Genomic DNA, 12696 nt, shown 5'->3' with positions numbered 1-12696 from the left:
AGGGAATACCGGGTAGGCGTTCAAAGAGGTGATCTGGGATTCCAGGAGTAATGTATGGCCAAATTGGGGATGACATTTGTGGTATTTAGGTTTCGGGGTATTTTTTTTCCTTTAGTTATTTTGATTTATTAAACTAACCACTTGAGGTATAGAACACATAAAGAGTATTATAAATACAGCGATTCGTTACCTGTTAGGCTATTTTTTTAAGTTTAATCGACACAGTAATCGACTAAAACGATTACTGTGTCGATTTTTGATAGTTTTATAATTTATTTTTTATCCTAAATAGGAGCTCAATATTATTACAAATTAGCATCCCTTTGTACGAAATAACCATAAATATTTACAAATATTATAGCCTTGATCATACTTATGAGGTACATTCAATTTTATTCCTATTAAGGGAAACCCCCAATACCGCTTTGCAGCGCTACTCCCTACTCCCTATTCCCATTAAGCCAGGACGAGGTACCTCACCTAATTAGTCAATGATGACGTTTAGGGTTTGGAGGCTGGGGTCGCTACAACCGGTAATTGAACCACCTAAGCTGAGAATTTTTTGGAGGTATTCAATAGTATTTGATTTGATTTGTTCTCCTGGCATTAGGGCTGGTATTCCTGGTGGATAGGGACAGATTAATTCGGCACTGATCCGGTTTATGGTTTCGGTTACCGGTAGGGTTTCGGTGGCAGCAAAGAAGGCTTCACGGGGGGAAAGTAAGGGTTGCAGGTTGCAGATTGCTGGTTGCCAGTTACAGAAGACAGGTTGCTCGGTGGAGGAATTGTCATGATTTTGGGCAAGTTTGGTGAAAGCTTGTACAAGTTGCTGAATATCGGTTTGGGTATTGCCTAGGCTAATGATAAAGGTTAAGTGTTGAAGTGTTGGTAACTCCGCTATGACACCAAGCTGTTGATGAAGAACTTCATCGGCTTCAAATCCACTTAATCCTAATTCGGTCACTCTTACGGTTAAGCGAGTTGGGTCTAGGGCTTGGAATTTTAGGGGTTTTATCGGTTCTAAAACTGATAATCCTGGAAGAAGGCTGATTTTACTTCTGGCATCCTGGGCTAGCTGCAAGGTACGACTCATCAGTCGTTCTCCATGGAGTGCCATTTGTTGTCGTGCGGCATCTAGGGAAGCGAGTAGTAAATAACTGGGACTGGTGGATTGAACTAGTTGTAATGCTTTACTCAAGCGCTGAGCATCAATGCGATTGCCCTGAATGTGCAACATCGATGCCTGTGTCATGGCACCGAGTACTTTATGAGTTGATTGTACGGTTAAATCGGCTCCGGCTGATAGGGCATCCAGGGGTAAATCGGGATGGAAGGCAAAGTGAGGTCCATGGGCTTCATCCACCAGTAGGGGAATATTATGTTGGTGAACTATTTTAGCGATCGCTTTTATGTCACCACAGATTCCTTGATAGGTGGGATAGACCATCATCACTGCTTTGGTGTCCGGATGTTCAGTCAGGGCTTGGTTAACTGCACTTGGGGTTATGCTATAAACCAAGTCAGTTGATGGGTCGTATTCGGGGTTAATAAAGATGGGGATAGCACCACACAAGACTAATCCTGCGATCGCGGATTGGTGGATATTGCGCGGTAATAGGATTTTGTCCCCGGTATAACAGGTGGCTACTATAGCAGCCATCACCCCACAGGTGGAACCGTTGACTAGGAACCAAGTTTTTCTAGCACCAAAGGCTGCTGCTGCTAGGTCTTGGGCTTCTTGGATTACCCCTTCTGGAGCAAAAAGATTATCTAACTCCGGTAATTCTGGCAAATCAGCCCTAAATACTGATTTTCCCAGCAAATCCGCTAATGGCTCTGGTATTCCCTTGCCTTGTTTGTGTCCTGGTGTATAAAAGGCCGCATGGGGCTTGTGGGCTGATGCCCGCAGAGCGTCTAATAAAGGTGTCTTTTCCTGAGAAGGTGGTCTATTATTCACAAATTTTTCCCCATGGCTCTAGCTTATCAAAAATTGAGCCAATTTTAAACCTTTGTCAGGTTAGCAGGGATTAAAAACCAGTGTGCTAAGGGAATCGCGAAAAACTATATCCCTCATGGACAATAAAGGAATTCGTGGCCTAATAATATAATCAAGTAAAAAAAATATCAATTCAAGTCAGGTGGGCAAAGCAATCATTTCATTAATACTCATTTGAACCAAACTGTTTTTGCCCACCCTACAAGTAAGACTTCCCCCGATTCCCGATTCCCGATTCCCGATTCCCGATTCCCGATTCCCGATTCCCGATTCCCGATTCCCGATTCCCGATTCTTGATTTCCTGTTCAAAACTAATGGGATTCAGGACTAACGACCAAATCCTGATAGTACCATCCTCCCCACCACTAACTAGAGTGTTTCCATCGGGGCTAATGTCAACTGACCAAACCCAGCCATCATGTCCAGATAGAGTGCGCAGCAATTGTCTACTGTCTACATCCCATAGCTTGATAGTTTGATCACTACCAGCACTAGCGATAGTTTTGCCATCGGAACTAATCGCAATGGATAGAATTGGTGCGGAGTGACTTTCGAGGATAGCTAATTCTTCGCCACTGTTAATATCCCACAACTTGACGATTTTATCAACACTAGCAACTAGGATGTTGCTATCTTCACTAATGGCAAGATCAGAAATCTGACCAGGTTGTTTTGAGATGGTTTTCCGCAATTCTAGGGTGGACAAATCCCAAATCTTGATGGAACGATCTGACCCGCCACTGGCACTAACCAAATGTTTTCCATCGGGACTAATGGCAACAGCAGTAACCCAGTCGGAATGATCGGTAATGGTGCCTAAAGTTTTGCCAGTGAGGAGATCCCACACCATAACGGTCTTGTCAGGAGAGCCACTTACTAGGATTTTGCCATCGGGACTAATTGCGATTGATCTGACTATACCCGTATGTCCTTTCAAGGTACGAGGTGGTGCTCCAGTTTCTAGGTTCCAGATATTAATTTGTCTTTCTGTTGCGGCAGCGAGACGTTTACCATCAGCACTGATTACTAGAGAACTGGGCGTTCTGGTAAAGTCTTTGATCGTCCTCTGTAGCCTACCATCCCTGAGATTCCAAAACTTGATGGTTTTGTCTTTACTGCTGCTAATTAGGGTTTGGCTATCTGGACTAATGGCAAGAGAATTAACATCTGACCGATGACCTGAAATTAGTTGAGTCAGCTGAGCCTCTTGCCACGACTGGGCTAGCAATGGTTGTTGATAATGTGAGCGTCCTAGGGTTACCGGATAGACTATCCCTGTAGCCATAGTTAAGATAACCGTAGTGCTAGATATAGTCAACAGCGGGATTAATCTTTCACTAAACATTAGTTGGATTGTCATTACTCCTTCATCCTACCAACGCTAATCCATCACCACGGGGTTCAGATGCCGCTACCAAAACCCCTGACTGATGCAAGATTACTTGACCTTTACCAAAATTTATGCTATCGGCCATAACCTGAATGTCATGACCCATCTCAGCTAGCTCCAGAGCAATATGACGGGGTACACTCTGTTCCAACAGGACTTGTGACCCATCCACAAATCGCCATCTGGGAGCATCTAGAGCAGCTTGAGGATTCATGCCGTAATCTGCCAGATTAACCACTACCTGTACATGTCCCTGAGGCTGCATGGGACCTCCCATAACTCCAAAGGGCCCTAGAGGTTGACCATTTTGAGTCAGAAAACCGGGAATAATGGTATGATATGACCGCTTACCTGGTGCGACTTGATTAGGATGACCGGATTCTAGGGTAAACCCCAAGGCTCGGTTTTGCAAGGCAATCCCAGTGCCAGGAATAACAATCCCACTCCCAAAGCCTTGAAAGTTGGATTGGATAAAGGATACCATTAATTCCCCATCTGCTGCTGCTAGATAAACTGTGCCACCTTTGGGTAAACCGGGTTTTGCTAACGCGATCGCGTTTTCCCCAATTAACTTCCGGCGTTCCCTGGCATACCCATGGTCTAATAGCGTTTCGATTGGGAGTTCCATAAACCGAGGGTCAGTGATATGGCGATGAACATCAGCAAAGGCTAGCTTCATGGCTTCGATTTGTAGATGATAGCTTTGGGCTGATTCACGGGGATAGTGGCTTAAGTCAAAACCTTCGATTATATTCAATGCCATTAATGCCGCCATCCCTTGGGTGTTGGGGGGAATCTCCCATACGGTCAGGTCACGATAGTTAGTTGAAATCGGGTCTACCCACTCAGCTTGGTGAGTAGCTAGGTCAACTTTGGTCAGCACGCCACCAGTGCTAGCGGCAAAGTTTGCGATCGCATCAGCAATTTCCCCTTGATAAAAGCTCTCACCACCACTGTTTGCGTTCGCTTTCAAGGTCTTAGCATGATCGTTACTCCCCCATACCTCCCCAGCTACTGGTGCGCGCTGGTTAGGGAAAAATACCTGTTTAAATGGTTCAAATTCTGCTCCGGTCAGGGGGAGGTACAGAGCTTCCGCTTTTTTCCAAGCTCTTGCGGTGACTGGGGAGACCGGAAATCCAGCTTCGGCGTATCTAATCGCTGGGGCAAACAATTGCTCAAAGGGTAGCTTTCCCCACCGTTGCCACAAACTACGCCATGCTGATACCGCTCCTGGCACTGTTACCGATAACCAGCCGATAGCAGGAATGTGACTCATGCCAGCAAAATGCTCAAGGGTCAGGTGTTGAGGGCTTTTGCCAGAGCCATTGATGCCATGGAGTGACCCATCCCATACTAAAGCAAAGGCATCAGAACCGATACCATTGCAGGTAGGTTCAACCACTGTCAACGCGATCGCTGTGGCTATAGCAGCATCTACGGCATTGCCTCCAGCCCAAAACATTTCCATACCAGCTAAGGTGGCTAGGGATTGGCTGGTGGCTACAGCAAATCGATTACCCATGACCACTCTTCGTCTTGATGGGTAGGGATAATGGGTTAAGTTACCCTTGAGCATAATTTTCTCTGGTGAACTATTATCTAGTTATTTTATAGAGAAGCTGCATAACCCCTAAGCTTGGGTACTAAGTAACTAATGAGGTTTACTTCTACTTAGTTGTTTGAGCTATGAATGGATTCAAGTTAGGAGTTAGGCTAAAGTGCTACTACAAGCTACGGTAAATAATCAATGCCTACTAACAACTCAGATAACAACTCAGGTATCAAACCGTTTTCGACATCTATTTATTTAAAAGACCGCCAAGGTAATAGGGGGATCGATCCGGTTTTTGAGTCTAATTCTAGATTAGAGGGTTTCATGGCACATCTAGTCGAGTCTGAGCCAGACAGGAGCGAAGCCGAGTGGGCTCGTTGCTTCTTATATCAGTTGAGACAAGCATCTGGTATTTACCGGATTTTATCCATGACTAATCCTCCGATAGTGGTGATTAGAGCTTATCTGTTATTGTTAAGGTTATCTGATCAGCTCTTATTCAATTACCTACAGTTTGTTTGTTGGTCTGCAGCTCAAGCGATCGCTCATCAGTTAAGCAAATCTTATAATCTTGCGTTACATTATCCTGTAGAAGAATGTTTCATCATTGCTAGTGAAGCAGCCAGCCAGCCAGCTAAACTCCTCAGAGGATTTAATTTTTATGCTAAGTCTTCTATCAATGCCTATGCTTTCAATGCCCTCAAGCGAATTATTAGAAATCAAGTCGCCAAGGAACTCAGGTTAAAATCTATCAAATTTTCGGATTATGGCTTGTTGCGATATTTGGATAAAACCGAACTTGAGCAAGCACTTAATAACTATGGAATCACTAATCAATATTTAAAATATTATCGTCTGGCTTGGCAATCCTTTAAAGACTACTTTAACGAGATGTATCCTCCCAGCAGCAAGGGTAATCCTCGCCATAATTACCCAATTAAATTCCTAAGTCAGCAACAGCTTCACCAAATTGCTATTCGTTACAACCAGCAGTTAAATCGGTTAACTACAATGCTTAATTCTGAGTTAACAAGTGCTGATTTTGAGAGGAATAACCCTAAAAGAAGAGATTCAGATTGGTTAAGACAAGTAGTACGTTACTCAGCAATCAGCAATCAGCATATGGGCTACGCCCACCCTACGCGAACAGCAATCAGCACATGGGCTACGCCCACCCTACGCGAACAGCACATTGAAGAAATGCTAGCCATTTGCATCCAAGCGGTGCGGATGTCTCAACAGAGGAATTCAGTATCTTTAGATGAGTATGGGGAAATTACTGATATAGCATCTAATCCTTTAGAGGTGGTAATCCAAGAGGAAGAAAAGGATGAGTTGAATCAAGTCAGGACTATTGTCTTAAAAGAATTTACGGCTTTAGATCAGCTAGCTCAGAAATCCCTAAGACTTTGGCTTGGTCTAGGCATCAATCAACAAGATTTTATCGAGCTTTTCGGGTTGAAAAAGCAATATCAAGTGGCTCGCCAGTTTCAACGTTATTTTAAACGGATTTTGAAGGCAGTCGTAACCTTTTATTTTCAGGATGCTATGAGCACAACTCTAACCTCCCAAGACATCAAACAGCGCCTTAATCAAACCACTCAAACTAACTATATTAATAACTATCTCAAATCTTACTTAAGTGCTGATAGTCAAGAATTATTTGCTAAAATTATTGATAAAATTTATGATGAAATTGTCGATCAAATAATCACGACAAAGCTTAGTAATATAGAAAAAAAACAACTAATTAGCAGCAACCAGATTTTAAGGGAATTAATTCAACCAAAATTTGAGGTAGTGATTGAGAAAAATTTTGCTATAAAACTGATTAAATTCAAATCAGCTAAGCCAGCGAGCGCTAAATTTATTGAGCGGTGGCTCCAGCAAAATCAGGCACTACTAGAGCAATCCCAATCAGGAAACAGGCAAAAGCCATGTAGGCAAAGTGAAATCTGAAACGTGAAAGGTTAAAACACCAAATATCCCAAATACCAATTAACGATTAACCAAACAGGAGATGAGTCAATGAAATTACGTTTAGAGGATTTAGCTTGCCTACACCCAGACCAAGTATTGATAGAATTCTCCCCAGAAGAACGAGAACAAGCATGGCAACAAACCCAAGCTCAAGGTTATTCTAACCAAGCTGCTTATTGGCGAGCGTATCTGAATTGTCTCTGTCTGAATACGTTTTTAAGTTATCTGGACACAGAACCAAATTTAACCAAACCAAATTTAACAGAACCAAATTTACTAGAAACAGCACTAGACAAAGCACTAAACAAACCACTAGATACACCACTAAACAAACCATTAGTATGGCCAGAGTTGGGGGATTTACCAAGTTTCTGGGACGTAGTGAATGGTACAGCTGTTGAGCTAAACCAGATGCGACTGGTATTAATTCCTAGTGAAGAAATCAATTTTACAGCGTTGCGAGTACCGCGAGAGTGGGTTGATATTCCTGAGTGGGCTAGTCATTATTATGTGGCGATGCAACTGAATTTAGAAGAATGCTGGTTACAGGTGTTGGGATACACAACTTATCAACAGTTACGTGATCATGGTAACTATGACATCATCGATGAAACCTACGCTGTGGATGCGGTAGATTTAATTGAAGATTTGAATGTGATGTGGGTAACGGAAGAACTTGCTCCTAGTCCCAAACTGCTAGTAAAGCCAATGCCAAGATTATCCTCTGATGAAGCAACAACGTTAATCAAGCAATTGAGCCAGGAAACTCCTTATTCTCCGAGGCTAGATATTCCTTTTGCTAAGTGGCAGGCACTGGTATCAAATTCTAAATGGCGCAAGGAATTATATAAACAACGTTCCCTAGTTTACTCTCGTAAGCCATCTATAAACTTACTCTCATGGCTGGATAATTTCCTGGAGGCTGGTTGGCAAACTGTTGAGGAAATTCGATCAGGTAATGGTAACCCTAATCTAACCTTAGCTTACCGGTCTCAACCGACTCGTTTGAAAGATAGTTTGAACGGTAATTCTTCAGCATCTTCCCCCTTTACCGAAAATATCCCTGAAGCTGTGACCGCAATTATTAAACTATTAAAAACCAATAGCAGTAAACAAACTAACTTACCCGCTATAGAATTATTGGGTGAAATTGGTCATAGTAACTTAGAGGCGATCGCATTGCTTGCTGAGATGATCAATACTACTGACGATCATGACTTACGTCGCCAAGCCGCTGTCAGTTTGGGAAAACTTGACCCAAATCATCCCCAAGCTGGGATTAGGCGAGTTAAGATAATTGATTTAGAAATGCAACTGAATGGGAGCAAAGTAGCATTTATGGTTACTTTCATACCTGAAGCAGATGGGGGAATTAATGTTCACTTACGGGTGTATCCTACTAAGAGTAAATATCTAAAACCTAATCTCGAATTGCTAGTACTTGATCAGCAGGGAGAAATTTTCTTGTCGGCTCAGTCGAGAAGTGCTGATAATTGGATCCAACTAGAGTTTAATGGCGAAAGGGGGGATAGGTTTATAGTAAAACTGGTACTGGGAGATGCCAGCTTTTCCAAAGAGTTTTTCCTGTAACCTATCTTGGGTTAAAGGTTGTATGTCAGAATGTAGAAGCCAGAAGCCAGAAAGCAGAAGCCAGAAGCCAGAAGGCATAATATATAATTATAAATTCCCCGTTTTTCATAATAAAATTAAAAAATACTAAAAATAAATTAAATAATACTGAATGAAAAATGACGACGAGTTTAGTAACATTAAAAATAGTCGATGGTGACTTTAAACAGGGGTTTCTAGTTATCCTAAAAATTGGGATTGATCCCAATGAAAATAATTTAATGGCTAGAGAAATTGATGGTTGGTTACCACCAGCACCTCAGATTAACCAATTGTGTGACAGTTGGCTCTTAAGCTATCGTGCTCAAGGGAGAATCAAAGTGCATCGGAAACTTATAGCTCCCCCAGAACAAATAACCAACTATTCAGTTATCAACTCAGCTCAGGATTTACAAGAGGCGATCAATAATTGGCTAAATTCAACCGATAGAAAGTTTCAACGCTTCCGGGATCAAGTGTTAAAAGCTTTATCGAACCATGGCAAGATTCGGTTTATTATTCAAACTAATAATATCAAACTTTGGCAACTGCCTTGGCATCTCTGGGATGTCTTGTCCGATTGTGATATTGAGGTTAATTTCAGTCCTTCAGAATTTCCAGTATCCTCAAAACAAATCGACCAATATAGAAATAGAGTAAGAATATTGGCAATTCTAGGAGATGACACCGGGATTAATATCCAGCATGATTTAGCATTACTCCAGGAGGAATTACCGAATGCAGAAATTGTCCCCTTAATCAGTCCCCCCAAAAAAAAATTAAGCCAGGAATTATGGGATAAAAAGTGGGATATATTGTTTTTTGCTGGTCATAGTTTTACCCATAATAATAATTGCCAAGGACGGTTTTACATCAATCAGGATGAAAGCATTACCATTGAGGAGTTAAAGTATGGTCTAATCAATGGGATTAAGAATGGTTTAAAGTTGGCTATTTTTAATTCCTGTGATGGGTTAGGATTAGCAGCAGAATTGGTTAGTTTACCAATCTCGACAACCCTGGTAATGCGGGAACGGGTGCCAGATGAGGTAGCTCAGAAGTTTTTGAGGTATTTTCTCAACGCATTTGCCACAAAGAAAAAATCCATATCGGATTCAGTGTGGGAAACCCGGAAAAGATTGCAGGAGGAGGTAGAAGATAACTATCCCTGTGCCAGTTGGTTACCAGTGATATTCCAGAATCCTGCTCTGGAACCACCAACTTGGGACGACTTGACTCAGGGATCCTATCTCAAGGATAAACCCAAACTCTCAAGGGTTTTACTGGTAAGTTTGATTGTCACTATCGCAGTGATCACAATGCGATCGCTTGGGCTGTTACAAGGATCAGAATTACATGCTTTCGACCATCTCATGGCTCTGCAACCACCTGAAAAGCGGGATGAGCGGGTTTTAGTAATTGCGGTGGATGAACCAGATATTCAGTATCAGGACAAGATGGGTTGGTCTAGGAAAGGGTCATTATCCGATACGGCCCTGGCACAACTGTTGCGGAAACTCAACCGTTATCAACCGCGAGTGATTGGCTTAGATATTTATCATGATTTCGAGTTTGAACCCAACTTAGCTACTCAATTGAAACAAAATCCCCGTTTCATTGCGGTGTGCCAAATGGAAAGTAATGATCAGCCTGGTATCGCTTCACCACCCGGTATGGCATCACAACAGATTGGCTTTAGTGATTTGCCTCGTGACCCAGATGATATTATCCGCCGCCAACTTCTAGGGATGAGCTTAGGGATTAACTCTTGGGATACTTGTAATACTACTTACTCTCTGAGTTTACAAGTCGCTCTGAATTACCTAGCCCAAAAGGGAATCCCGCCGATGAAGAGAAATTCAGCAGGGGATGTAGAAATCGGTGATGTGGTGTTTCGGAAATTCGCACACAATGCTGGTGGGTATCAGTTAAAGCCAAAACATGCAATGGGATATCAGATACTCCTTAATTATCGTGCCAAGAATCCCAAATACGTTCATCTTCAAGACTTACTCAAGGGTAAACTGGACTCCCAACTGCCGGATTTAGTCAAGGATAATATTGTCTTGATTGGGGTGGGTCAAGATTCAAAGGATTTACACCGGACTCCCTATACTAAAGGGCCATGGTCTGACAAAATACCTGGGGTTATGGTTCAAGCCCAGATGAGTAGTCAGATTATTAGTGCTGTTTTGGATAAGCGACCCTTGCTCTGGTGGTTGCCACAGTGGGGGGAAGTGCTTTGGATTGGTAGTTGGTCTGTGGTGGGAGGCCTATTAGTTTGGCGTTTACATTCCCCATCCTACTTGGGAGTTGCTGTTTTTGTTGGTATCAGCCTCTTATCTGGAGTCTGTTATGGTCTCTTACTCAAAGGGGGATGGATACCCTTTATACCATCAGCCTTGGCGTTAGTGGCAACCAGTGGAGCCATCGTAGTTTATAGCATTTTTAAATCAAATGTAAACAAGGATGACAGTTTTTTATATTACCAAAAATCCCTAGATACTTGATTAGCTCTTGCTTATTGCTGTTGGCATCTAGCCTTTACTAATCGCGATTATGTTTACATCTCAAATGTAAAGGCTATAGCGGTTTTCAATTAGGTGAGGTACATGTTTTGAGGGAGCAGGGAGCAGTGAAGTCATAATACGTAAGAGCTAAGAGCTAAGAGCTAAGAGCTAAGAGCTAAGAGCTAAGAGGGTAAAAATATTGTGTACCTCATTAGAATAAAAACCGCACTAGATTTCTGATCCAAGTCTTTTTGATAAAAACGTTATTTGTTTAAGATTTAGTGAATTTTACTTCAACTAGAGCAATTAGTCCGGATTGACATGTAATACTGTTTTTGGCAAATAAATCAGCCATCAAGGTTAATTACCTCATTTTTATCATAGCTACCAACCTGAAAGCGTCAACGAAAAAACACCCAGACCAAAATTGATAAGAAATGTAAAGGCTTGCGTAAAATCCCTTGGCAAGGACTGATAAAGATTATGGAATACTTTAAAAAAATTAACGTTTGTCAAACCTCTCAGTATGTATAAAATAAAGCTAGCGTTGTACAAACCTTCCTTGATCTTGGCCCTTGCCTGGGTACTAGTTAATTTCACCATTTACCCTCTACGAGCGCGTTCGCAGTCTGTTGCTCTAAACAGCAACTCTGTTAGGGATAGTTTATCCGAATCCGATACCCCATCAGCTCAACCAGATGTAGACTTTGAGGGTGATGGCAGAACTGATCAGATCACAACAGCTGGAGGAGGTTTATATTTCCTCCCACCAGACGTCACTACACCAAATGCGACACAAAATGAAAGCTTTGAGGATGTGGGCAGACCACCGAAACGGACATCAGGAGCAGACCGTGGTCTGTGTTCGGATCAGCTGATTGCTATAGTCCCTGGTAGTAGCGAGATTGTCGAGACAACGGGAAACTGTAGTAATGATGCCAACAATGATTCCAACTCTTTCTTAGCACTGACCTTAGCTGAGTCTCCTACCTTTTGGTTTTATGTTCCTGAACAGTCTACTCCTGAACTAACGGCGGAGTTTGTACTGCTCGATCACAACCAACAGGCTCTACTAGTCGAATCTATTCCGTTATCTGGAACTCCTGGGATTGTCAGTGTTCCGTTGACCGAACCCCTAGAAACTGAACAGGTCTATCGATGGCAGCTCTCTGTTGTAGTTAATCCCCAAAACCCCTCTGGGAATCCCACGGTGGAAGGATTAGTCAAACACATCACACCAGACTCTACCCTAAGTCGTAAGCTAAAGGCTGCTACTTCCCTACGGGAGCGTATTGCTATTTATGCCAGTCACGGTATTTGGCATGATGGGATGACAGCCTTAGCTGAACTACGGCAACAGAAACCAGAGGATTCTAGGTTAGAACGGGATTGGCAGGATTTCCTAGGTTCGGTGGGTTTGCGTGCGATCGCATTCAAACCTCTAGTTGATTGTTGTACAGCACAGGGAGTAGGGAGTAGGGAGTAGGGAGTAGGGAGCAGGGAGTCGGGAGTCGGGAGTAGGGAGCAGGGAGTCGGGAGTCGGGAGTCGGGAGTCGGGATCAACAATTATCACAATTCCTACACCGATCCCTATATAGCACTACGCATTAAAGTTAGGACAAGCCTCCCCATCTCCCCATCTCCCCACACCTCCCCCAA

Annotated in this window: 9 protein-coding genes and 1 pseudogene; 5 read left to right on the top strand and 5 right to left on the bottom strand. The window is 42.8% G+C overall.

Features of this window, described 5'->3' with window-relative positions; translation table 11 throughout:
* Window positions 1-76: pseudogene (locus F6K53_RS28510) on the bottom strand (precorrin-6B methylase); the annotation flags it as partial.
* A gap of 247 nt (window positions 77-323) precedes the next feature.
* Here F6K53_RS28510 and F6K53_RS28505 point away from each other — a divergent pair.
* Entirely contained in the window at window positions 324-488 is a 165-nt protein-coding gene (locus F6K53_RS28505) for a hypothetical protein (protein ID WP_293028549.1), read from the top strand.
* Here F6K53_RS28505 and F6K53_RS28500 read toward each other — a convergent pair.
* The 3 genes from F6K53_RS28500 to F6K53_RS28490 form a co-directional block, all read right to left on the bottom strand.
* On the bottom strand, window positions 485-1957 hold the full coding sequence (locus F6K53_RS28500) for an aminotransferase class I/II-fold pyridoxal phosphate-dependent enzyme (protein WP_293065863.1): 1473 nt from the start codon (window positions 1955-1957) through the stop codon (window positions 485-487). The two genes, F6K53_RS28505 and F6K53_RS28500, sit on opposite strands and share 4 nt — an antisense overlap.
* A 209-nt stretch (window positions 1958-2166) precedes the next feature.
* The gene (locus F6K53_RS28495; protein ID WP_293065866.1) at window positions 2167-3357 is read right to left on the bottom strand and encodes a WD40 repeat domain-containing protein; all 1191 of its coding nucleotides are present in this window, start codon (window positions 3355-3357) and stop codon (window positions 2167-2169) included.
* A gap of 7 nt (window positions 3358-3364) precedes the next feature.
* Window positions 3365-4963 carry a gamma-glutamyltransferase family protein gene (locus tag F6K53_RS28490; RefSeq protein ID WP_293065869.1) on the bottom strand — a complete coding sequence of 533 codons (1599 nt, stop codon included), beginning with the start codon at window positions 4961-4963 and terminating at the stop codon, window positions 3365-3367.
* Between the two features lie 171 nt (window positions 4964-5134).
* Here F6K53_RS28490 and F6K53_RS28485 point away from each other — a divergent pair, with 171 nt between their 5' ends.
* From F6K53_RS28485 to F6K53_RS28470, 4 genes are all read left to right on the top strand, one after another.
* Window positions 5135-6898: a hypothetical protein gene (locus F6K53_RS28485; RefSeq protein WP_293065872.1), complete on the top strand. Its 1764-nt coding sequence runs from the start codon at window positions 5135-5137 to the stop codon at window positions 6896-6898.
* Between the two features lie 69 nt (window positions 6899-6967).
* On the top strand, window positions 6968-8509 hold the full coding sequence (locus F6K53_RS28480) for a DUF1822 family protein (protein WP_293028564.1): 1542 nt from the start codon (window positions 6968-6970) through the stop codon (window positions 8507-8509).
* 158 nt (window positions 8510-8667) lie between these two features.
* Window positions 8668-11037 carry a CHASE2 domain-containing protein gene (locus tag F6K53_RS28475; protein ID WP_293065874.1) on the top strand — a complete coding sequence of 790 codons (2370 nt, stop codon included), beginning with the start codon at window positions 8668-8670 and terminating at the stop codon, window positions 11035-11037.
* Between the two features lie 526 nt (window positions 11038-11563).
* Complete coding sequence (locus F6K53_RS28470; RefSeq protein WP_293029761.1) at window positions 11564-12523, top strand: DUF928 domain-containing protein; 960 nt, start codon at window positions 11564-11566, stop codon at window positions 12521-12523.
* Here the strand turns inward: F6K53_RS28470 and F6K53_RS28465 are convergent.
* Entirely contained in the window at window positions 12479-12610 is a 132-nt protein-coding gene (locus tag F6K53_RS28465) for a hypothetical protein (RefSeq protein WP_293029758.1), read from the bottom strand. The two genes, F6K53_RS28470 and F6K53_RS28465, sit on opposite strands and share 45 nt — an antisense overlap.
* Between the last annotated feature and the right edge of the window lie 86 nt (window positions 12611-12696).

It is taken from the genome of Moorena sp. SIO4A1 (genome assembly GCF_010672065.1).
Classification (GTDB): Bacteria; Cyanobacteriota; Cyanobacteriia; order Cyanobacteriales; family Coleofasciculaceae; genus Moorena.
Note: the sequence above shows the minus strand (reverse complement) of the source record. Positions and strands in the feature narration are given on the sequence as shown.

Excerpts from the sequence above, each read along its gene's own strand:
- F6K53_RS28495 (WP_293065866.1), bottom strand. The coding sequence starts at position 3,357 with ATGACAATCCAACTAATGTTTAGTGAAAGATTAATCCCGCTGTTGACT.
- F6K53_RS28490 (WP_293065869.1), bottom strand. The coding sequence starts at position 4,963 with ATGCTCAAGGGTAACTTAACCCATTATCCCTACCCATCAAGACGAAGA.
- F6K53_RS28485 (WP_293065872.1), top strand. The coding sequence starts at position 5,135 with ATGCCTACTAACAACTCAGATAACAACTCAGGTATCAAACCGTTTTCG.
- F6K53_RS28480 (WP_293028564.1), top strand. The coding sequence starts at position 6,968 with ATGAAATTACGTTTAGAGGATTTAGCTTGCCTACACCCAGACCAAGTA.
- F6K53_RS28475 (WP_293065874.1), top strand. The coding sequence starts at position 8,668 with ATGACGACGAGTTTAGTAACATTAAAAATAGTCGATGGTGACTTTAAA.
- F6K53_RS28470 (WP_293029761.1), top strand. The coding sequence starts at position 11,564 with ATGTATAAAATAAAGCTAGCGTTGTACAAACCTTCCTTGATCTTGGCC.